We start from the raw sequence: 21,268 nt of genomic DNA, 5'->3' as shown, positions 1-21,268 counted from the left end.
CATTACATTGGCAAGACAAGGTGTTGGCGGATGACACCGGATAATGAAGAAGGAAAAAGAATGGCGCAGGATATTCCGGCAGACGAAGAGCGCAGCGGTGGGATCCAAGTGATCTCGCGGGCAGCATCGGTGCTTAACGCACTGGGCAAACATCCTCAGGGCATGAGCCTGGGAGCCATCGCGAATGATGTCGATCTTCCGCGCTCGACGGTTCAGCGCATCGTTGCAGCACTGGCAGAAGAAGGGCTGGTGCGTTCGGAAGGCAACGGCGGTGTCCGGCTCGGGCCGACGTTGCTGAAACTGGCGTCAACAGTACACACCGACATGATCGCCATTGCCACACCGTTTCTCCGTAATCTGAACGAAATTACCGGGGAGACCGTCGCCATTGGCCGCGCCAGCGGTCGTCAGATTACCAATATTCACTGCATTGTGTCGGAAAAAGAGTTACGCATTGTTCCCCGCGTGGGCCTGAATTTGCCGATATACAGCACTTCCTCAGGGCGTGCGCTGCTGGCGTTAAAAACCGATGAGGAAATTCGAATTATTGTCGGTGAAGTGCTGGAGCCGGCGACGAAAAATACCGTCGGCACGCTCGGCGCACTGCTCGATATCGTTGCCGACGTTCGCCGTAACGGTTACTCGATTGAAACGGGCGAAACGGTAGAAGGTGTATCCACTATTGCGATTGCCATCGACACGATTTTGGGGCGCTATTCAGTTTCCGTTCTGATTCCCACTCCGCGCCTTGAGGCTAAACAGGACGTGATCCGCACCGCTTTGCTTGAGTGCAAAGAAGCGCTGACCAGTGAAATTGGCAAGTAACACCGAACCTTAAAAATCAGGCTGTATAAGGAATACAAATGTTTGACGTCATTTTGTTAGCCGTAGATGGCTCCAGACAAACGGGATTTGTAGTGGATCTAAGCCGTCAGCTTGCCACCGGCCATAACTCAACGGTCTATGTCACCTGTTGCATCGATGAGTCTTATGCACTGGAAGAAAACGGGGATATGCCCGGCGAAATCATCGAATATCCTCCTGCGGAGGAAGAACAGACTACCGCCCGCGCCGTGGTCGGTCAGGCATTGAAAACGCTCGCAGAAGCAGGGATTCAGGCGAAAGGCAATATCATTGTCGGTAACGCCGGAGAAGCGCTGGCGGCAGAAGCCGTGAAAAGACAGGCGTCGGTCATTGTGATGGGCCACCGGCAGCTTTCAGCTTTTGGCCGCATCATCAAAGGTTCGGTCAGCGCAGAGGTTATCGCGCGATCGCCCTGCCCGGTGATGGTAGAAGTACGGGGAAACTGATTCTTCTGTCATCCGCACAAGTAAAAATGCAAAAAGCGCCCGAAGGCGCTTTTTTAATGTCGGGAAAGCAATACTATTTCGTATTCATCAATCCCATCAATTTTGCCCATTCCGTAATGTGTTCACGATAGAAAAAGGCAATATCAAATTCCAGCGAACATTCTTTGGAAGGCGTGACCGTTCCTAAACATGGATATTCCTGCGGACGGCATTCAAATAAAAACTCATCCATCTCTTCGTCGGTCAGCAACGTATCGCCTTCTATCTTATCCTGATAAAAATAGGCATCCAGCATCCAAAGACGGAACTCAAAATCGTTTTTAATCAGGCGCATAGCGGTAATCTCAGTAAATGACAAATAGCGCACCTGAGTAAAAATTCCATAACACTTCAATATGATATCAGGCACGCATTGCGTTCAGGCCTTCCATTGCTGATCTCATATAACAAGAAATTAACACAATAGTGACACTTAGCAAGCAGCACTTTCTCTGAAAAGTTTATGGGATAAGCGTTTATTGCTATTCCTCGCAATAATCGGTTTAAAATATAATTTTCATGAATGGTTTATATTTTAAATATTCAGCATGCGATTAATTTTGCAGGAAATTATCAGCAGCGGAGGTTTTAAAATGATTAAAAACGAAAGGAACAGAACTGACATTGGGGATGCTTTGCATCGCCACTGCCAGCCCTGTTCCCAAAATCTGTCGTTACTGTTCTTTCGTGTTCTGACTCTTAGCCGTTCTGTAAAACGTGATTACCAGCGGCCAGGAGGCGGGCCTTCACGCCAGTGCCCCGGAGGACCATCACGCCAGTAGCCGGGAGGCGGACCTTCATGCCAGTGCTCGTGATGCCAGTAGCGCGGCGGTGGCGGCGGAGCCGGTTCGTAATAAACCCAATGCCCGCGGCCTTCATCACGATAATGGTTATCCCACCAGCCTGGCGGACGCCAGTCACCACCGTCCCAGTAATATCCACGATTATCGCGGTCACCGACATGCAGTGACAACCCCGGCATATTAAGCCCTACCTCGACGTCTGCCTGTGCGATAGCGGGCAAAGTGAGCAAAACGGCGAGAACAAAAATTAGTTTTTTCATTGTGAACCTCACGACCTGCTTATCAGGTGGTGACAAAGTACCGCCAGCTATCTTCCTGTTCTATAGGAATTTATCCCAAAAAAAATGTCCTGACGTTATCCTTACAGTTGCGTCAGAAGCGATGTCGGGAGACTGCGATGCAACACTATGTCGGTAAAGGAGATTCAGCCAGAAGTGCCAGAATAGGAATAAATGACAGATACAAAAAAACCGCCGAAGCGGTTTTCTGTTTGCTGCTAAGTTGTGCAAAATCAGATTTTGCAGCCTTCGCAGTCGCTTTCGTCCTGAACGGCTTCAGGCACTTCTGCTGCTTTTTCAGCCGCTTTTACTTCAGCAGTTTCTAGTGCAGCATCAATGTCAAAATCAAAAATATCGTCGCTCATTCTCATCACCTTAATTGTTCAAAATCGCGTTCAGTATAAACGACAGTCCCCGCCCGGTGCCGGTTTTTTTGTGCCCTGCACCAGCACTAATCATGGAATTTCTGCCCTATCCTGCCTCACAGATTTGCATTAACCCCGCGCAGAAACCATAGTTAACCTGAATATGATGGTGTCATGGAGACACCGTTGCGCAAAAAATACGAGGAGAACCGGATGACGACGTCAAACATCAAAGCCTGGGCCAACACACGTGAAACCTCTCATGAAATCGCTGAAGCCATTTTCGAACTGGCTAAAAATGATGAGAAACTGGCGCAGAAAATTTGGGAAGAAGGCAGCGATGAAGTCTTGCCCATCGCGTTCGCAAAAACCAAGGACGACTATTTGTTCTGGGGTGAAGAGAAAATCGACAGGAAAAATGTCTGATCAGTAGCCCGGCCATTCGCCACGAAACCCTGGGACCTTCCCGGGGTTTTTGCGTTAGCCGGATGCGCCGTTAGCTGTCAAAACCAAAGCCCATTTTGTGTGCCCACTCAAATACCTGTTCTTTATAAAAGAATCGGGGTTCGCATACGCCAGGCTCACCGGGCGTCTGAATCATCACTGCGACGCAGGGATAAGCCACCGGACGCGCGTCAAAGATAAAATCTTCCACTTCCTGATCGGCAAACTCAGAGGTTTCGCCTACCGCGCTTGCCTGGAATATTTCGTCCATGATCCACTGGCGGTATTCAAATTCGTTACTGATAAATTTCATCATTCCCCCCTGTTCGGCTTTTACTTAACATGCGGTCAGGCCCGGATTTATTCAATGGTGCAGGGCATCGCCACCGCAGCAAGGGCACACTTCAGCGCGGGAAACCGACATTGCGGCGCTGCCGTCGCTGTCCCATTCCACACGTAAAGGTTTGCCATTATCGTTTTCGGCTTGGATAAAGCGATCAAAATGCATCGCCTGCCCGGTCATTGTTTCAGTCAGTAACAGTTCATCGCCAGCATAAATGCGCGCAGTCGCCTGTGCATCCTGTTTTTCACCGGAAATGATTTTGTGCAGATGATGAATAGTAAGTTTGATTCGTTCCACTGTCGCTCCTGTAACGGCTGGCATCATTTTTCGCATGTACGATTCATTCACGAAAATGATACCCAGCCACTATTTTATCAGAGCATGCAGGGTAACGTCATGGGCAGAAGCCATGTTTAAGGGCGCGATCAGTGAGCTAACTGTGCTGTTCTGGTGGGATCTTGCTGCTGATTTTCCAGACGAGCCAGATCGTATACATCATAAAAGTCGATCGAGCCTTTGTTACGTACGATCGATTCAATACGATTTTTGATGTGCGAACTTACGCTGCCGGCACTCAAAATTTGCTTAACTGCATCACCGGATAATTCACGGCTGAAATACCATTCGCCGTTATAGCAAACGCGAAGATCTAACACGCCGATATCTTCGTAACGGTAAACCGGTTTGATTTCGAGCAGCAGCATCGCCGACATAAACACCAGAAATGCGGTGAAGCCGATAAACCAGCCCATGCCCATGTACGGTGAAACATACATCACCACGCCGACGGCGATATAGCCGACCAGCATCGCCAGGCATAACCATGGATGGTTCACGAAGAACTCTCCATTAATGCGCGCCTTTCCGTCACGGCCTTCCTGACGATTGATCCGATCAATTTCACTGTTTAATACGTTTTTGATTACGTCCATCTCATAACCTCACTGCGTCACGACTATAATGCAATCTGATTACATAATTTTATCATGACAACTGTTATAGCGCGTAGAGCAGTTACCGTGAGTAAAACGGTGAACTGTTATAGATAAGCTTGGCATTGACGTTTTTACCCACATGGAAACCACCCAATCTATGTCAGATAAAAGGAGATCATCGTGGCATTATCAATCGTAGAAAGACCGGCCAAAAAGCTGGTGAGCTACCGGGTTGTCGGCCCTTATCAGCAGTCAATCCACAGCGGCTTTCAGCAACTGACCAAATGGGTTGCGCGGCATCATCAGCCGCGTACCGAATGGCTGACCTGGTTTCATGATAACCCTGATACCACGCCGGCAGAGGCTTTGCGGGCCGATCCTTCGGTTTGCGTTGCCGATAATTTTATTCTGGATGAAGCAGAAGGTCTGTCGCTGCAAACGTTGCCAGGAGGCACTTATGCGGCCTATCACACCACTATTGCCGACGGTGATTTTGAGAAAGCCTGGCGCGATTTTTATGCTCAGTTGCTGACCAGTGCGCACTACCGGCCGGACGGAAAAGCCTGTTTCGAACACTATCTCAGTGATGGTTCGAAAAGTGGCATCTGGGAAGTTGTACTTTATCAGTCTGTGGAGAAAATTCCCGCTATCCGCTAAAAGGCTCAGACCAGAAGCGGAATGTCAGACTGACTGCAAAAATCGAGATAAGCCCGCGGTGGCTCAGCGTCGCTGACCAGTACATTGAATCGGGCAAGAGGTGCGATTGCCGCCGGTCGCACCTGATCAAACTTAGTGCTGTCTGCCACCAGAACACTTTGCGCAGAACGCTCCATCGCCTGATGTTTCATCAGCAACTCATCAAAATTGTAGCAAGTGACGCCGTGTTCAATACTGACACCGGCCGCCGAAATAAAAGCTTTGGACGGACGGATATAATCCAGCTCACTGCTGCGCCCTAACGGGGTAAAAATACTGTTGCTGGATTTGAACGCGCCGCCACACAAAATCACTTCACAGTGAGGCTTTTCCTGCAATGCGAGAAAGGTATTGAGCGAATAGCAGATTGCCGTAAAAACGAGGGTTTCGGGAATGCTTTCGATGACGTAAGGCATTGTGGTGCCGCAATCAAAAAACACCGTGTCGTTCGTCTGAATCAGCCCCGCTGCGCGTGAGGCCAGGCGTTTTTTCTCCGCAACCTGACGCATTTTCTGTTCGCTGACGAAATAATGTGTCGCCGGGTTATTCTTAGGATCCATGACAATGTAGCCACCCAGCAAAATAACCGGCGCAGGTTCCACGTTAAGGTCACGGCGTATGGTCATTTCGGAAACATTGAGCAGTAAAGACGCTTCTTTCAGATGAATTTTGTCGGTCTTTTTTAATGCCAGCAACAAACGCTGGATCCTGTCTTCACGCTTATTTTCCATGGTGTTATCTCACGCCTTTCCCGTTCGCAGCCGCTCACTATACCTTTGCCGCGCAACCACCGCAAACCCGCCTGCAGCCTGATATTATTGCAATTGCCGTATCGTCAGATAACCACCAAAGACCGCGCCGGTATCAATATAAAACAGGTTCGCAAATTGCAGTGCAGGTTCAACCGGCGTATGTCCGAAATAGAAAGCATCAGCGCCGGATATCGGCCCGTAACGTCCGGCAAGCGCAGAGTTAATACGGTCGCGGTTCCAGATAGTTTCATAACTGTCGAGCGGCTTTCCGAAAACATATTCGTCCGAAACGTAATCCGCATGCGCAATGACGATGCGTTTTCCTTCGCGCGTGTTGAGTTCGAGAACGTGTGGCAATTTGTCTGCCTGCAAAATCAGCGCTTTTGCCTGCTCCTGAATCTCATCTTCCAGTGCGTAAAACCAGTCGCCGCCGTTACGCAGCCATCTTGAAACATTCTCTTCATGTATCGCGTCAATCGCCATCTGTTCGTGATTGCCGCGGACACAGGAAAACCACGGCTCATTGATCAGGCGCAGGCACCCGACACTGTCAGGGCCGCGATCGGCGAGATCGCCGACAGACAACAGTAAATCGCGTTGCGGATCGAACGCTATCTTTGCCAGTTCATGCCCGAGCAGGCTGAGACATCCGTGCAGATCCCCCACGACAAAAATGCGGTGGTAAAGCGAGCCATTGATACGCTGATACAAAGCAGGCGTCATACGAAACAGAAATCCATTTAAGCAGTGAATTCTTTAAGTGTAACGTATGAGAAGAAGGAGGAAAGAATGCGTGCGGCCGGGAGGAAAATTTTCACTGCCCGTCAGCGGTTTGAGCGCTCTTTACACGTAGTTGGCGCTGAAATCCACTGATAATTAAATTATCGTTAAGTAACTGCCGCCTTTTTGTGCTAGACTACTGCCCGCTCTAAGTAAAACCGGAGGTTTTATGAGTTCCACCGTTGTAAGCGCTCAAGACGAGTGTCCGTTGTGCCAAAGCACGAATAAAACGTCGGTGAATATGTCGGCGAAAATTGTCACTGTGACCTGCACTTCTTGCGGCCGTTACAGTATCTTCCGCAAAACTATGGAAGAAATTTCTATAGACCGGAAGAAGCGCGTTGCCCTGCAGGCGTTTTTTACCAGCCAGCCTAACTACCATCTGCCTTTATCTATCAGGGCACTGAGCAACACTGATTCACCGGGTGAATTTTAACCCTAAAAACGCCCCTCGGGGCTGTTTTAATTCCCTTATCTGCACTTACTCCCCTGCACGCCACACGAAAAAGCATCATTGTGCATTCTTGTGGCTTGCCGAATTTCAGGCATAAAAAAACCACCCGAAGGTGGCTATAACGACATTACTACTTTATTGCTTTTGATTATTCAGCTAATTTTCCATGGTACCCGGGACGAGACTTGAACTCGTACAGCCATAAGCCGAGGGATTTTAAATCCCTTGTGTCTACCGATTCCACCACCCGGGCTCCGGGAAAATTGGAGGCGCGTTCCGGAGTCGAACCGGACTAGGCGGATTTGCAATCCGCTACATAACCGCTTTGTTAACGCGCCTTAAATCTTACTACTTGTCTTGCACTTAAACCAATCCACGAACCAGTTTAAGAAAATTTGGAGCGGGAAACGAGACTCGAACTCGCGACCCCGACCTTGGCAAGGTCGTGCTCTACCAACTGAGCTATTCCCGCTTTAATCAGAACGTACTGATTTTTTTAACTATCTTCTGGCGCATGACTGGCTGCCTTCCGATGCGTTGCATTCTACTGACCTGACGGATTGAGTCAATAAAATTATCAGGTTCATGCGATCGTTTGACGTTTTTTACGTCAGTTTGATCAGGGTTCCAGCAAATCGTGGCGCGCAGCGTTCAAATACTGGAACATTGACCAGAAAGTCAGCACCGCAGCAATGTAAAGCGCAACCACACCGACACCCACCACGATGTTATCCGGACGCCACAATAACGCGACCAGAGACAACATTTGCGCCGTTGTCTTCACTTTACCAATCCAGGACACCGCAACGCTGCTCCGTTTACCAATTTCCGCCATCCACTCGCGCAGCGCCGAAATGATAATTTCACGTGCAATCATCGTCGCCGCCGGCAACGTAATCCACCATGAATGAAAGTATTCTGCGACCAGCACCAGCGCGATGGCAACCATCACTTTGTCTGCGACCGGATCCAGAAATGCACCAAAACGCGTTGTTTGCTTCAGGCGACGGGCAAGATAACCATCAAACCAGTCAGTCACCGCAGCAAAAACAAAAATCAGCGCGCAGGCCAGTGATGCCCAGGGATAAGGCAGATAGAAAGCCAGCACAAAGAACGGTATCAGTACAACGCGGAACAGGGTAAGGCACGTAGGTATATTAAATTGCATAGCGAAGGTAACTGTTTGTCCGGTGTGGATATTATGAGTATGTTGCTACATTGCCTTTAGTGTTTCAACGCATTATGAATCTTTTCTGCCAATGCGTTAGAAATACCCGGCACCTGTGCAATTTCCTCTACGCTGGCATTCAGTAATGGCTGAATGCCTCCCATGTATTTCAGTAAAACCTGACGCCGTTTTGGCCCGACGCCTTCAATTTCTTCCAGTGCACTGGTCGTACGCACTTTAGCGCGACGCTGACGGTGGCCGGTGATCGCATGATTGTGCGAGTCATCGCGGATGTGCTGAATCACATGCAATGCCGGAGAATCCGCCGGTAACGCAATGCCCTCACCTTCTGGTACGAAAAACAGCGTTTCGAGCCCGGCTTTGCGGTCGGCACCTTTCGCGATACCAATCAGCAGCGGTTTAGATTTATCCCACTCAACATTCAGCGAATCAAAAACATCGCGCGCCATGCCGAGCTGGCCTTTCCCGCCGTCAATAAAGATGACATCGGGAATTTTCTTTTCATCGAGCGCTTTACCATAACGGCGGTTCAGAACCTGAGCCATCGCCGCGTAATCATCGCCTGGCGTAATACCGGTAATGTTATAGCGGCGGTATTCCGAACGCACCGGGCCGTTGCCGTCAAAAACAACGCAGGAAGCGACCGTTTGCTCGCCCATAGTATGGCTGATGTCGAAGCATTCCATGCGGTTAATTTCGGCAAGATGGAGTGTTTTTGCCAATTCTGCCAGCCGCTGATGGATGGTGGATTGCTGCGCAAGCTTTGTTGTCAGCGCGGTGGACGCGTTGGTACGCGCCAGTTTCAGATAACGCGCGCGATCACCGCGAGGCTTACTTTGAATCTGAACTTTACGTCCGGCCATTTCACTGAGCGATTCCGCCAGCAAGTCTTTTTCTGGCAAGCTGAAATCCAGCAGAATTTCACCGGGAAGCGTACGCATCTGGCTCCCCTGCAAATAAAACTGCCCGACAAACGTCTGCACGACTTCGCCCAGATCGGTGCCGCCCGGCACTTTCGGATAATAGCTGCGGCTGCCAAGGACTTTACCCTGACGGATAAACAGCACATGAAGACAGGCCATTCCCGACTCAAAGGCCACGCCGATGACATCCAGATCTTCACTGTTGCCCGATACAAACTGACGTTCTGTGACGCGACGGACGGCCTGAATCTGATCGCGGATCCGCCCGGCATCTTCAAATCGCAAATCTTTGCTGGCTTCTTCCATACGGCTGACCAGCTGCGTCACAACCTGCTGATCTTTGCCCGACAGGAACAGACGCACGTAATCTACCTGATCGTTGTATTCCTGATCGCTGACCAGCCCTTTGACACACGGGCCCAGACAACGGCCAATCTGATATTGCAGACACGGACGTGAACGGTTGCTGTAAACACTGTTTTCACACTGTCGGATGGGGAAAAGTTTTTGCAACAGCGCCAGCGTTTCGCGAACAGCGTAAGAGTTAGGGAAAGGCCCGAAATATTCGCCTTTCGCATGCTTCGCGCCACGGTGAACGGTAATTCTCGGATGGTTGTCCGCGCTGAGGAAAATCAGCGGATACGACTTATCATCGCGCAGCAAAACGTTGTAGCGCGGCTGATACAGTTTGATGTAGTTGTGTTCAAGCAGCAGCGCTTCAGTTTCCGTATGCGTTACGGTGACATCGATTTGCGCGATATTTTTGACCAGCGTTTCCGTTTTACGACTGGAAACCTGGACGCGAAAATAGCTGGAAAGACGTTTTTTAAGGTCTTTGGCTTTACCTACATAGATTACGGTGCCGCTGGCGTCATACATCCTGTAGACGCCCGGCTGGCTGGTGACCGTTTTCAGAAAGGCTTTAGGGTCGAAACGCTCATCACTCACTGCCTGATAAAGTCTCCGCGTTGAACAAGCCGTGCCGGATAGCCAAATGGGTTAACTCAACATCGCCGCTAATATTTAATTTACTAAACATCCTATAACGATAACTGTTAACTGTCTTCGGGCTCAAGTTCAGCTGTTCTGAAATTTCATTCACCTTTTGCCCTTTGGTAATCATAAGCATGATCTGTAATTCACGCTCTGATAAGGAATCAAAAGGCGTTTCAGATTGGGGTTCAATCTGGCTGAGTGCCATTTGCTGAGCGATGTCAGACGCAATATAGCGCTGACCCGAATCAACCAGGCGGATAGCATTCACCACTTCCTGTGGCGCAGCCCCTTTACTCAGATAGCCCGAAGCCCCGGCCTGCATCACTTTGGCGGGTAACGGATTTTCGGTATAAATCGTCAGGATGATTATCTTGATGTCGGGCGAAAAACGAATGATTTTCTTCGTTGCTTCTAACCCGCCGATACCCGGCATGTTCATATCCATCAGGACAATATCAACATCGTTGGCGCGGCACCATTTGACGGCATCTTCACCGCACTGCGCTTCACCAACGACTTTGATGCCTTTGATATCTTCAAGAATGCGTCGGATCCCTGCGCGCACCAGTTCATGGTCATCAACAAGAAGAACGCTAATCAAAGAGAATTCTCCAAAAAATAAGGGCGACACACCGTCAGGTTCTTCAAGCCCGTCTTAACGTAATCATGTACGCTGAACATTAATAGTGTTCTCAGACCGCTTATAAACGAAGAGGAGGTGGCAATTAGAGGCCAGCATTAACAAACTCGCCCCACTACCGCTCATCGGCAGTGTTTTAAATCAGGAAGACGAAAGCATTATTATAGCCCGCGTATTTTACTCTATCATGCCGTCCTGACCAAGGAATGTCTGAAAAAAACTACTTTGCTGAATGTAAATGAGAAGTGCCATCACCTGTATTAATAATTCGTTAAAAAAACCTGTCTAATCAACGAAAAGGCTGATCAGAGGTCCGATGTTTTCAGCAGTAAAAAAATAATAACACCGGATTTTTCAGGTCTAAAACAGGCATTTTCTTAGACAGCTTATTTATCCGTCAACGTCGTTCTTTCATATATCTATGATATATCCGATTATTATTTTGGATAGCACGAATTGCTGATGGCTTATATGAATAAGTCTGCACATCTGCATGAAAGGTTCTCAGCTTGCTATTACGTTTAGTATTCTTTACGGCGCCCATAATATTCCGTATGAATAATCCTATTTGGCTGTTTTAACCGCAACAGGTCCGCGCTGCACTAAACCGTGCCAACTATGCTAAAATGCTGCCACTTTTCACCCTTCATAGCGGGTGAGTTCACTTTTTGCCCTGTTCTTTTTACCGTTCAGAATTCGGCGTGCTGCCTGCCAGCCTGTCTGAGGAGATTTAAATAATGAGTAATTGCGATTTTACGACTGAAGCAAACGTTGAAACACTGGCGACCGAAGTTGCCTGCCTGAAAGCCACGCTGACCCTGATTTTGAAAGCCATTGGCCAGGCTGATGCAGGTAAAGTCATGCTGAATATGGAACGTTTTGTGGCGCAGATGGAAGACGAGCAACAGGCTGAAGTCTTCAAAAACTCCCTGCAACAAATCAAATTCGCTTATCGCCAGTAAGAATATTTCGGAGCCTGCCGCCTGGCGGGCTCCGCGCTTTCCCCGCACGCCCCCCGGCTTTCGCCCTATATTCTGCTATAATAGAGCCCTGTATTCACATCATCAGGACAACCGTAATGAGCGAAAATAATAAAGAAAACAAAAGCAAGGCAGACGAAGTCCATGTCAGCGACGGACTGGCAGAACTGATTGAAGCGGCCGAGCAACTGACAGAAGAAGAGATTGAGAAAGCGGCTGAAGAAGCCAAAAAGGCCGTCGAAGACGCCAAGAAACAGAAACATCACTGATCAATGCACCGCAACTTCCTTGCACCTCATCAGGCCATCGCGCCGCTGGCCATTGATTATCAGCATGGTGATAGCGAAGCGGCACACAGCCACCACTGTTCGCAACTGATCCATACTTTATCTGGCGTTGTTGAGGTGAACACCGCGCTCGGCACCTGGATGGTTCCGCCGGGCCGCGGCGTCTGGCTGCCCGCAAACGTCGAACACAGCCTGCGTTTTATCGGTGGCGTAAAAGCCCGCACCTTATTTGTCGATCCCCTCGCCCGCGCCGATTTACCCGCGCAGTGTCAGGTGGTCCAGATTTCCCCCCTGCTCCGCGAACTGATTCTGACATCTCTGACGATCCCGCACGATTATCTGCCGGGCGGCCGTGATGAACGGATTATGGAGTTACTGCTCGACGAACTTCGGTTACTACCAACGTTGCCGCTTCATTTGCCCGAGCCCAAAGAACCGGAGTTGCTTGTGCTCAGCCAGCAAATTCGCGCCGATTTGTGTGCGTCATGGGAGCTTGAGGAAGTGGCTAAGCGTCTGGATATCAGCAGCCGGACACTCTCGCGCCGCTTTCAGCGCGAAACCGGGCTGCGTTTCAGTGACTGGGTCAGACAGGCAAAATTACTCGAAGCGATTAACCAGCTGGCAGCAGGTCTCTCGGTGATTGATGTCGCGCTGGCACTGGGCTATGACAGCCCGAGTGCATTCAGCGCGATGTTCCGCCGTTCCCTTGGCATTTCACCCAGCGAATATTTTAGTCAGACAGAATCCCGCCAGCCGCATTAAACAGCGCCTGCACGGAAGCACTGGAGACATCGCTGTCGATACCCACGCCGTAGCGGGTTTCACCATGACGCCCCTGACAACTCAGGTACGCAACGGCACGGCTGTGGCTCTGATGCCCTAACGTATGCTCGTGGTAATCGCCAATTTCCAGCTCCACGTCAAAACTGCGGCGCAGGGCATCGACCGCGCCGGACAACAGCCCGTTGCCGCTGCCGGCAATTTGCTGCTCTTCATTGCGGTAGCGGATGCGCGCACTGAAATGACAGACATTTTGCTCATCACTGCGGATATCGTAGCTCAGCAGTTTTACCACCGGTTGCTCGGTCAGTCCGTAACGCGCACGGAACAGCCGCCAGATATCGCTGGTGCTCATTTCCTTGCCATGCGTATCGGTTTCGCGCTGCACGGCTTTACTGAAATCTATTTGCAGGCCACGCGGCAGTTTCAGCCCGTGATTCTGTTCCAGCAACCAGGCCGCCCCGCTTTTGCCCGACTGGCTGTTCACGCGGATCACTGCCTCGTAACTGCACCCGACATCAGCAGGATCGAGCGGCAGATAAGGCACCCGCCAGACGTCACTGTCTGAGGTTTTCTGCGCCGCGAAGCCCTTTTTGATGGCATCCTGATGTGAACCGGAGAATGCGGTGAACACCAGTTCACCGGCATAAGGATGGCGCGGATGCACCGGCAGCTGATTACATTCCTCAACCGCTTCGACAATCGCCTGCAAATTACTGAAATCCAGTTCAGGGTTTACGCCCTGGGTATAGAGATTCAGCGCCAGCGTCACGATATCCACATTCCCGGTACGTTCGCCGTTCCCGAACAAACAACCTTCCACGCGATCGGCACCCGCCAGCATCGCCAGCTCGGCACACGCCACCCCGGTTCCGCGGTCATTATGCGGATGCACGCTGATGGAAACCTGCTGACGACGGCTGAAATGCCGGCAAAACCATTCAATCTGATCGGCGTAAATATTCGGCGTACTGACTTCCACGGTGGCCGGTAAGTTGATAATCATCGGACGCTCAGCGCAGGGCTCCCAGACATTCGCTACCGCTTCACAGACTTCCAGTGAAAACTCCAGCTCAGTAAAACAAAACGTTTCCGGGGAATATTCGAACGTCCATTGCGTCTGAGAATATTGTTCGCACAACTGGCGGATCTGCTGCGCACCACGGACAGCCAGCTCGCGGGTGGCGGCCTTATCCTGATTGAAGACCACTTCGCGGAAAACCGGCGCCGTAGCGTTATATAAATGTACGATGGCGCGCGGCACATCTTTCAGGGCTTCAAACGTGCGGGCAATCAGATCCGGGCGTGACGGCGTCAGCACCTGAATCACCACGTCGTCGGGGATCAGCTTGTCTTCAATCAACCCGCGCACGAAATCAAAATCGGTTTGTGATGCAGAGGGAAACGCCACTTCAATTTGCTTAAAACCACAGCGCACCAGCAGGTCAAAAAACTGGCGTTTACGTGCATTATCCATCGGTTCCGCAAGAGCCTGATTTCCGTCACGCAGATCACTTGAGCACCATTGCGGCGCTTTATCGAGCGTATTCCCCGGCCACTGGCGGTCCGGCAAATTCACCGGGGGGAACGGGCGATATTTCTGTGACGGGTCGTTTAACATACGAATCTCCTTAGGAATAAAGTGAGCGGCAATGCTCTGCGAATTCCATAGTACGCAAACGATATCCTTCTGCGCCTTGCTAACTGACAGCAACCCTCGCAAAACGGACAAAAAGAAAATGATAAATGAATCAGAGTCACGCTATAGTGCATAACTAAACGCGTCCAGTTCGGCGATCAGAGGTCGTACAGAATGAAAAGGGTTCTGAATCCAAACGAAAATAAACGGCTTGCGGCGCTGCAAAAACTCAAGATTGCGGACAGCAATCCGGATGAAGTGCTTGATCTGATTACCCGCCTGACTCAACAAATTTTCGATATTCCTATTTGCATCATTACTCTGGTTGACCAACACCGTCAGTGGTTTAAATCCAAAACTAATACAGCAACTCAGTACACCGCACGTGATATTGCGTTTTGTGATCACACCATCCGCTCTTCTTCGGTGATGGTCGTCAACGATGCCACAAAGGATCCGCGTTTCAGCGAGAATCCGCTGGTCACCGCCGATGAGGGAATGCGTTTCTACGCCGGTGCCCCGCTTATCACCCGCGATGGTTTTGCCGTCGGCAGCCTGTGTCTGGCCGACAAACAACCGAGAGATTTTTCCGTGCAGGAAGTGGAAATGCTCTCGGATCTCGCGGCTATCGTCATTGATATTATCGAATCGCGCAGCTCGGTGAGCTTTGTGGATATCGTTACGCGCCTGCCTAACCGCCAGCGGCTGATGGAAGATATCGCGCAACTGATCAAAACGCCGGATAACACGTCCTATCTGCTGATCCTGATTGATACGCTCGACACGCTTTATGCCTACGACATCGGGCGTTCAATTGGCATTCCGAAAGTCGAAAACATTCTTAAAGACGTCGGTGCTTTCCTGCGCAGTGAACTGAATGAAAACGACAAAGTTTACAGCCTGATGCTCGGCCGCTTTGCGCTGATCAAACGGCTCGATGAACAGCAGGAGATTTTCAATCAGCTGGAAATCGCCGCCGCTAAAATCCAGCGCAGCATTACCAGCGATATCCCGATCAATGTCCGCTTGCACGCAGGTTACACTGTCTTTTCGTCAACCTCTTCCTGCGCGGAAACCACCCTGCGTCAGGGTATGTCGTCCCTGCATGAAGCCATCAGCAATAATCAGCTGGTGATGCCGTATCAGCAGGAATCCGATGTTATCCAGCTACGTGCCTTCAATTTGCTTAATGATCTGATGGCGACCGTCGCGTCCTGCGAAGATTTTCATCTGCTTTATCAGCCAAAAATTCGTCTGGCTGACAAAAAATTCCAGGGCGTGGAAGCGCTGATCCGCTGGCGGCACCCGACACTCGGGGTCATTTCACCTTCAGAGTTCATTCCTCTGGCAGAAAAAACCCCGCTGATTACGCCGCTGACTAACTGGGTCATTACTCAGGCCGTAATGCAGATTGCCGAATGGCAAAAACGCGGCGCGCAGATCCAGGTTTCCATCAATCTGACGGCCAATAATCTGGTGGAACAGGATTTGGTTCAGCGCATCCATACCGCGCTAATCCTGCATCAGGTTTCCCCGTCGATGCTGGAAATCGAGTGTCTGGAAACCCAGACGCTGGTGAATAATCCGCACGCCGTCGCATCGCTGGATGCCCTGAGACAAATGGGTATCAGCATTGCGCTGGACGATTTCGGTTCCGGCTACAGCAACCTGAACTATCTGCAAAAAATTCCGGCGGATACGCTCAAGCTGGATCAGTCCCTGATTCAGGGCATCAGCAATGACAGCAAAAGCAAAGTGATCGTCAAATCGATGATTGAAATGGCGCATGCGCTGAGTTACCAGGTCGTTGCCGAAGGCGTGGAAGACAATGACACGCTGATGTGTCTGGAAGAACTGCGTTGTGATTCCGTGCAGGGCTTCTATTTTTCCCGCCCGCTGCATCACGATCAGATACTAGAATGGTCGAAACCGTACATCTGATATTCCCCGTGTAATCATTGCGAAAAATAGCCATAAAAAAACCCGCCGGAGCGGGTTTTTCATTTCGGTCATTCGCCGGTTTTCTGCCGGATATTGTAGGTTCCGAAGAAACTGCGGTCTGTTTCGAGACTGACAGGTTTCCCGTTCGCATCCACAGTAATCGAACCGGTCGTTTTGGTCAGTGCGCAGGCAAGACGAACGTCGATGGTTCGCATGCCGTTTGGCACATTTAAATCCACATACTGATTAAAGTGCAGCGACGCGACGGTCTGACCATCTAGAATCACGATCAGCGGACAGGTCTTTTCAAAAGGTATTACCGACCACTGCTCGATGCGGTGCAATCTGACATGCGTCTGGCCCGCCGGCGGTGTGGTGCTGGCATTGGCAAACGACGATTTGACCTGAAGTGTCGGCTCGTAAGGATTAGCTGCACACCCGGCTAAAAATAGAGCAGCCAAGGCCACCAGTGTTTTTTTCATCGTTATCTCCCTGAGTTTATGCACGAATAATAGCAGCGTGCGCGCATTTGTCCGACTCTTTTTAGGAGAGATTGTTACACCGTAAGCAGGCCGGGCAAAACAAAATCACACCCCAGATTGCAATGTTAAAGCATTGGGAAATTAATCCCGTGCCAAAGAAAGCCTGAATATTTCCTGTCAAAAAATGAAGTTCCTGAACCAGTAAAGTTAAACAGCCGCTCCAGAAAATTTATATCCCGCATTTCATCAAATTTAACCACAGTAAAACTAATCCGAACTCACTGATTAAATTTAAGGCAAAGCACAGCTTTATATTTCCGGAATTAGAACGAAATAATAATATTGCTGAATCAGGAAGATAAAACAGAAGGGAATGACGAAATAGGGGAATCACAACGCATTGATAACCAGGTTGTTGGTGGGTCGTGGCGGGTTCGAACCGCCGACCAATTGATTAAGAGTCAACTGCTCTACCGACTGAGCTAACGACCCAACGGGACGGATTATTCTCTTCTCAACGGATGATGTCAAACGCTTATCCCTACTTTTTTTACAGTTATTCTCAGTGATAATTGTGAAGCCCATCACAGTGAAAAACGGTATTATTCCCGTCGCTGTCACTGACATTTGATTAATTAACACTCAGTTATCCACGTTGTAAAAAATACGATACATTTTTTTCTGCGGCATTTTTCATGCCAGTTATAATAAATGCGCATATAACATTACTATTACACCGGTCATCCCGGCTGTCGTTCCAGTTAGGCTGACAAAAGAGCCATTGAGAGCTCAATTTACTGACATAAATAAATGCGATATGGCGGAGTTCATACGCAAAAAAGCAAAAAACAGGAATCAATACAACATGCAAGAAGAGTCAAAAATCCTCACTCAGTCAGAGGAAGAGAACGCAGAAGGCTTGCGGCGAAACCTCTCTAACCGCCATATTCAGCTTATCGCTATCGGCGGTGCCATCGGTACCGGCCTGTTTATGGGCTCAGGAAAAACCATCAGTCTCGCCGGTCCTTCCATCATTTTCGTGTATATGATCATCGGCTTTATGCTGTTTTTCGTGATGCGCGCGATGGGCGAACTGCTCCTTTCCAATCTTGAATACAAATCCTTCAGCGATTTTGCCGCCGACCTTCTCGGTCCGTGGGCCGGATATTTCACCGGCTGGACCTACTGGTTCTGCTGGGTCGTCACCGGTATCGCCGACGTCGTCGCCATCACCGCCTACGCGCAATTCTGGTTCCCCGGTCTTTCACAATGGATCGCCTCGCTGCTCTGCGTTCTGGTTCTTCTTAGCCTGAACCTTGCTACCGTCAAAATGTTTGGTGAGATGGAATTCTGGTTCGCGATGATCAAAATCGTCGCCATTGTCGGGCTGATTATTGCCGGACTGGTGATGGTTCTGACACATTTCCAGACCCCAACCGGCACCGTCGCGGCTTTCAGTAACCTGTGGAACGATGGCGGATTCTTCCCGAAAGGCGTCAGCGGATTCTTCGCCGGTTTCCAGATTGCGGTGTTTGCCTTTGTCGGGATTGAACTGGTGGGCACAACGGCTGCCGAGACGAAAGATCCGCAGAAATCGCTGCCACGCGCCATCAACGCAATCCCGCTGCGCATCATCATGTTCTACGTTTTCTCGCTGATCATGATTATGTCAGTTACACCGTGGAGCCACGTTGTTGCGGATAAAAGCCCGTTTGTTGAGCTGTTCGTTCTGGCCGGTCTGCCGGCTGCGGCGAGCATCATCAACTTTGTCGTGCTGACCTCTGCTGCTTCTTCCGCCAACAGCGGCGTGTTCTCCACCAGCCGCATGTTGTTTGGTCTGGCCCAGGAAGGCAATGCGCCGAAAGCGTTCGGCAAACTCTCTTCCCGCGCCGTGCCGTCTAACGGGCTGACCTTCTCCTGCATCTGCCTGCTTGGCGGTGTGGTGCTGATTTACCTGATCCCGAACGTGGTGACGGTCTTCACACTGGTCACCACCGTTTCTGCGATTCTGTTTATGTTCGTCTGGACCATCATCCTCTGCTCGTATCTGGTCTACCGTCGTAAACGTCCGCAACTTCACGAAGCGTCCATCTACAAAATGCCGCTCGGCAAAATCATGTGCTGGGTATGCATGGCGTTCTTCGCCTTCGTGCTGGTGCTGCTGACTTTGCAGGATGACACCCGTCAGGCGCTGATGGTTACGCCGCTCTGGTTCGTGATCCTCGGCATTGGCTACTGGCTGCGAAGCAGAAGCCGCCGCGCTTAACTGAACCGGTAATAGTAGAAAGGAGCCTTCACGGCTCCTTTTTCTTGGGTTGTTTACTCCACATCCAGCGCCGATCTGAACTGCCGCCACATTTTCACCGCTGAAGGTCTGGCCGAGACCACTTTGACCGGTAACTGAGGCGGTTCTCCGGCTTTCATCTCGCCAAGATCAAACACAAAGGTGTAATCCGGTTCCTGACCCATGCGTAAATCGCTCACCAGAATGTGGCCGCCCTGCTCTTTCACACTGAAAAATCCGTGACTAAACCACGCGACGCGGGCGAGAAACGCATTGTCTTTATGCGCTTCGTAAAGTGCTTCTCCGCGCGGATAAAAGCGGAAACGGATCGGGGAATCCGGGTGCAGCAGCGATGTAAAACCTTCGCCGTAGCTGTCTTTATTCATCACCACGACGCGCCACACCAGTGAGTTGAGCGGCGTCGGCGTCACCAGAACCTGTGTGCTTTCGATGTTCTGCCGCTGCAATTCTTCGCTGACGTGCACCGTCACCTGATGCTGCTCGATAACCGTGCAGACCAGATACAAACAGCTCACGCCCAGCAGCACATTATTCCACATAATCCCGCGTTGTTGCTCACGGTACAGCGCCAGCCCGACGCCGATGATCAGCGGCAAGGTATACAGCGGATCGACGATGAAAATGCTGCCGACCGCAAACGGATAATGCGTAAAAGGGATGCCCAGCTGTGTGCCGTAAACCGTCATTAAATCCAGCAACGGATGCGTGATCAGCGCCAGCCAGACCGTGCTGCACCAGCGTCTGAAGTGCTGCCCGGCGCTGAAAATTTTCGCCATCATCCAGGCGAGCAGCGGCGAAACCAGCGTGAGATACAACAACGCATGAGTGTCCGTGCGGTGCAGCGTCATATTGCTGATGGCGTCGCCGTGATCGTAGAAAACATCCAGATCCGGCAGCGTTCCGCAGACCGCGCCCGCCAGTGCGGATTTCCACACCGGCGTCCGCTTGCCCATCACCGCGATACCCACGGCGGCGCCCAAGACTAATTGTGAAACCGAATCCATCCTGACCTCTTCAAGCCCGAAGCTGTATGCCTTCGGTAATAATGCGCTGCACGTTGCTCACGGTCAGTTCGAAAAATTCAGGATCGTTGAGCGTTTTGCCGGTGATGGCTTCCACCTGCACACCAAAATCGGCGTAATGCTGGGTGGTTGCCCACAGCATAAAAATCAGCTGCATCGGGTCAACCGGCGCAATTAATTCATCTTTGATCCAGCCGCGGATCACATCCGATTTATCTTCCACCAGCGTTTTCAGGCTGCCGCCGAGTTCCTGTTTCAGCAGCGGCGCGCCCTGCACCATCTCCAGACAAAACAGTCGCGACGCCTGCGGATGATCGCGTGAAACACAGAGTTTCAGGCGGATATATTCACGTATCGCTTCCAGCGGATGCTGATCCCGTTGCAGCGCTTTCAGCGGTGCCAGCCAGATATCCAGCAGGCCTTTCAGCACGGCGATATACAGATCTTCTTTCGACGGGAAGTAATACAGCAGATTGGTTTTTGAGACATCGGCACGCTCAGCGACCTGATCCAGGCTGGTGCCGTGAATGCCGTACAGCGAGAAAAACTCCAGCGCGGCGGCCATGATATTGCCACGTTTGGCGGCGACCGCCCGCGAGCGGCGCGTCGGTGCTTTCACCCCGGTTTTGCGGGATTTGCTTTCCCCGGCGGCGGGCTGAGGAGGTTCGACCAATGGCTTCACAAGGATTTCCTGAGACAAACAGCAAGGGAGAAATCATAACAAATAGGGATAAACGCGACTATCGCTATAAGTCCGGTCAATTAAACAACAAATAAATAACCACAATAATTGTGTTATTTAACAAAAATGCACCATTTGCGGACATTCCTGCCTGATTTATGTGCAGTTTGTTTTGACCAAATGGTCTGAAACAGACCGTTTGC

The 21,268-nt window shown here is 50.6% G+C and carries 25 protein-coding genes and 4 tRNA genes; 10 read left to right on the top strand and 19 right to left on the bottom strand.

Translation table 11 applies throughout. The features are described from left to right. Positions 1 to 60: 60 nt before the first annotated feature. Positions 61 to 825, top strand: coding sequence for an IclR family transcriptional regulator (locus tag GW579_RS14220; RefSeq protein WP_165059740.1), 765 nt, complete (start codon positions 61 to 63; stop codon positions 823 to 825). A gap of 38 nt (positions 826 to 863) precedes the next feature. Beyond that, entirely contained in the window at positions 864 to 1,310 is a 447-nt protein-coding gene (locus tag GW579_RS14215) for a universal stress protein (protein ID WP_152325572.1), read from the top strand. 73 nt (positions 1,311 to 1,383) lie between these two features. Here the strand turns inward: GW579_RS14215 and GW579_RS14210 are convergent, their stop codons facing one another. The 3 genes from GW579_RS14210 to GW579_RS23900 all read right to left on the bottom strand — a co-directional run bounded on the left by GW579_RS14210 (position 1,384) and on the right by GW579_RS23900 (position 2,795). Beyond that, on the bottom strand, positions 1,384 to 1,677 hold the full coding sequence (locus GW579_RS14210; RefSeq protein ID WP_338105846.1) for a hypothetical protein: 294 nt from the start codon (positions 1,675 to 1,677) through the stop codon (positions 1,384 to 1,386). 393 nt (positions 1,678 to 2,070) lie between these two features. Next, entirely contained in the window at positions 2,071 to 2,412 is a 342-nt protein-coding gene (locus GW579_RS14205; protein ID WP_152325571.1) for a DUF2502 domain-containing protein, read from the bottom strand. Positions 2,413 to 2,663: 251 nt separating this feature from the next. Then, the gene (locus tag GW579_RS23900) at positions 2,664 to 2,795 is read right to left on the bottom strand and encodes a hypothetical protein (RefSeq protein ID WP_013576285.1); all 132 of its coding nucleotides are present in this window, start codon (positions 2,793 to 2,795) and stop codon (positions 2,664 to 2,666) included. 213 nt (positions 2,796 to 3,008) lie between these two features. On the opposite strand from GW579_RS23900, the gene GW579_RS14200 reads away from it, so the two are divergent. Then, a complete protein-coding gene (locus tag GW579_RS14200; protein ID WP_152325570.1) occupies positions 3,009 to 3,221 on the top strand; it encodes a YccJ family protein in 213 nt (70 codons plus the stop codon). Positions 3,222 to 3,291: 70 nt separating this feature from the next. Here the strand turns inward: GW579_RS14200 and GW579_RS14195 are convergent, their stop codons facing one another. The 3 genes from GW579_RS14195 to GW579_RS14185 form a co-directional block, all read right to left on the bottom strand. Then, the gene (locus GW579_RS14195) at positions 3,292 to 3,555 is read right to left on the bottom strand and encodes a hypothetical protein (protein ID WP_226790063.1); all 264 of its coding nucleotides are present in this window, start codon (positions 3,553 to 3,555) and stop codon (positions 3,292 to 3,294) included. Between the two features lie 48 nt (positions 3,556 to 3,603). After that, positions 3,604 to 3,879 carry a hypothetical protein gene (locus tag GW579_RS14190; RefSeq protein WP_152325569.1) on the bottom strand — a complete coding sequence of 92 codons (276 nt, stop codon included), beginning with the start codon at positions 3,877 to 3,879 and terminating at the stop codon, positions 3,604 to 3,606. Positions 3,880 to 4,007: 128 nt separating this feature from the next. Continuing rightward, positions 4,008 to 4,514 carry a YlaC family protein gene (locus GW579_RS14185; RefSeq protein WP_165059588.1) on the bottom strand — a complete coding sequence of 169 codons (507 nt, stop codon included), beginning with the start codon at positions 4,512 to 4,514 and terminating at the stop codon, positions 4,008 to 4,010. A 183-nt stretch (positions 4,515 to 4,697) separates the two neighbouring features. Here GW579_RS14185 and GW579_RS14180 point away from each other — a divergent pair, with 183 nt between their 5' ends. Further along, on the top strand, positions 4,698 to 5,174 hold the full coding sequence (locus tag GW579_RS14180; RefSeq protein WP_152325567.1) for a GyrI-like domain-containing protein: 477 nt from the start codon (positions 4,698 to 4,700) through the stop codon (positions 5,172 to 5,174). A gap of 5 nt (positions 5,175 to 5,179) precedes the next feature. Here the strand turns inward: GW579_RS14180 and deoR are convergent, their stop codons facing one another. Then, a complete protein-coding gene (deoR, locus tag GW579_RS14175; RefSeq protein ID WP_165059586.1) occupies positions 5,180 to 5,944 on the bottom strand; it encodes a DNA-binding transcriptional repressor DeoR in 765 nt (254 codons plus the stop codon). Positions 5,945 to 6,028: 84 nt separating this feature from the next. Beyond that, positions 6,029 to 6,688, bottom strand: coding sequence for a metallophosphoesterase (locus tag GW579_RS14170; RefSeq protein WP_152325565.1), 660 nt, complete (start codon positions 6,686 to 6,688; stop codon positions 6,029 to 6,031). Between the two features lie 226 nt (positions 6,689 to 6,914). Here GW579_RS14170 and GW579_RS14165 point away from each other — a divergent pair, with 226 nt between their 5' ends. Next, positions 6,915 to 7,181, top strand: a complete 267-nt coding sequence (locus tag GW579_RS14165; RefSeq protein ID WP_152325564.1) for a hypothetical protein — start codon at positions 6,915 to 6,917, stop codon at positions 7,179 to 7,181. 185 nt (positions 7,182 to 7,366) lie between these two features. Here GW579_RS14165 and GW579_RS14160 read toward each other — a convergent pair. From GW579_RS14160 to uvrY, 6 genes are all read right to left on the bottom strand, one after another. Further along, positions 7,367 to 7,452 (bottom strand) — tRNA-Leu (locus GW579_RS14160). 11 nt (positions 7,453 to 7,463) lie between these two features. After that, a tRNA-Cys gene (locus tag GW579_RS14155) sits at positions 7,464 to 7,537 on the bottom strand. Positions 7,538 to 7,595: 58 nt separating this feature from the next. Continuing rightward, positions 7,596 to 7,671, bottom strand: a tRNA-Gly gene (locus GW579_RS14150). Between the two features lie 147 nt (positions 7,672 to 7,818). Further along, positions 7,819 to 8,367 (bottom strand): CDP-diacylglycerol--glycerol-3-phosphate 3-phosphatidyltransferase, encoded by a 549-nt coding sequence (pgsA, locus tag GW579_RS14145; protein ID WP_152325563.1) that lies wholly within the window; start codon positions 8,365 to 8,367, stop codon positions 7,819 to 7,821. Between the two features lie 56 nt (positions 8,368 to 8,423). Further along, positions 8,424 to 10,259 carry an excinuclease ABC subunit UvrC gene (gene uvrC, locus GW579_RS14140; RefSeq protein WP_152325562.1) on the bottom strand — a complete coding sequence of 612 codons (1,836 nt, stop codon included), beginning with the start codon at positions 10,257 to 10,259 and terminating at the stop codon, positions 8,424 to 8,426. After that, a complete protein-coding gene (gene uvrY / locus GW579_RS14135) occupies positions 10,252 to 10,908 on the bottom strand; it encodes a UvrY/SirA/GacA family response regulator transcription factor (protein WP_152326324.1) in 657 nt (218 codons plus the stop codon). The genes uvrC and uvrY overlap by 8 nt, the downstream gene beginning before the upstream one ends. 776 nt (positions 10,909 to 11,684) lie before the next feature. Here uvrY and GW579_RS14130 point away from each other — a divergent pair. The 3 genes from GW579_RS14130 (at position 11,685) to GW579_RS14120 (ending at position 12,976) form a co-directional block, all read left to right on the top strand. Beyond that, positions 11,685 to 11,909, top strand: a complete 225-nt coding sequence (locus GW579_RS14130; RefSeq protein ID WP_015697982.1) for a DUF2594 family protein — start codon at positions 11,685 to 11,687, stop codon at positions 11,907 to 11,909. A 116-nt stretch (positions 11,910 to 12,025) separates the two neighbouring features. Beyond that, positions 12,026 to 12,196 carry a hypothetical protein gene (locus GW579_RS14125; protein WP_165059584.1) on the top strand — a complete coding sequence of 57 codons (171 nt, stop codon included), beginning with the start codon at positions 12,026 to 12,028 and terminating at the stop codon, positions 12,194 to 12,196. Positions 12,197 to 12,199: 3 nt separating this feature from the next. Then, complete coding sequence (locus tag GW579_RS14120) at positions 12,200 to 12,976, top strand: AraC family transcriptional regulator (protein ID WP_152325561.1); 777 nt, start codon at positions 12,200 to 12,202, stop codon at positions 12,974 to 12,976. Here GW579_RS14120 and leuA read toward each other — a convergent pair. Continuing rightward, the gene (leuA, locus tag GW579_RS14115; RefSeq protein ID WP_165059582.1) at positions 12,945 to 14,615 is read right to left on the bottom strand and encodes a 2-isopropylmalate synthase; all 1,671 of its coding nucleotides are present in this window, start codon (positions 14,613 to 14,615) and stop codon (positions 12,945 to 12,947) included. The two genes, GW579_RS14120 and leuA, sit on opposite strands and share 32 nt — an antisense overlap. Positions 14,616 to 14,807: 192 nt before the next feature. Here leuA and GW579_RS14110 point away from each other — a divergent pair, with 192 nt between their 5' ends. Then, entirely contained in the window at positions 14,808 to 16,574 is a 1,767-nt protein-coding gene (locus GW579_RS14110) for a sensor domain-containing phosphodiesterase (protein ID WP_165059580.1), read from the top strand. Positions 16,575 to 16,642: 68 nt separating this feature from the next. Here the strand turns inward: GW579_RS14110 and GW579_RS14105 are convergent, their stop codons facing one another. Together GW579_RS14105 and GW579_RS14100 are read right to left on the bottom strand one after the other, a co-directional pair. After that, complete coding sequence (locus GW579_RS14105; RefSeq protein WP_152325558.1) at positions 16,643 to 17,056, bottom strand: hypothetical protein; 414 nt, start codon at positions 17,054 to 17,056, stop codon at positions 16,643 to 16,645. A 416-nt stretch (positions 17,057 to 17,472) separates the two neighbouring features. Continuing rightward, positions 17,473 to 17,548 (bottom strand) — tRNA-Lys (locus GW579_RS14100). 373 nt (positions 17,549 to 17,921) lie between these two features. Between GW579_RS14100 and cycA the strand changes: the two genes are divergently transcribed. Continuing rightward, entirely contained in the window at positions 17,922 to 19,322 is a 1,401-nt protein-coding gene (gene cycA, locus GW579_RS14095; RefSeq protein WP_152325557.1) for a D-serine/D-alanine/glycine transporter, read from the top strand. Positions 19,323 to 19,375: 53 nt separating this feature from the next. Here cycA and GW579_RS14090 read toward each other — a convergent pair whose 3' ends face one another. Next, complete coding sequence (locus GW579_RS14090; protein ID WP_165059578.1) at positions 19,376 to 20,365, bottom strand: metal-dependent hydrolase; 990 nt, start codon at positions 20,363 to 20,365, stop codon at positions 19,376 to 19,378. Between the two features lie 10 nt (positions 20,366 to 20,375). Further along, positions 20,376 to 21,056: an HTH-type transcriptional regulator RutR gene (gene rutR, locus GW579_RS14085; protein WP_193333132.1), complete on the bottom strand. Its 681-nt coding sequence runs from the start codon at positions 21,054 to 21,056 to the stop codon at positions 20,376 to 20,378. Positions 21,057 to 21,268: the final 212 nt, after the last annotated feature.

The organism is Rahnella contaminans (genome assembly GCF_011065485.1).
Taxonomy (GTDB): domain Bacteria; phylum Pseudomonadota; class Gammaproteobacteria; order Enterobacterales; family Enterobacteriaceae; genus Rahnella; species Rahnella contaminans.
The sequence above is the reverse complement of the archived record's forward strand: the minus strand, read 5'-3'. Positions and strand labels throughout refer to the sequence as shown.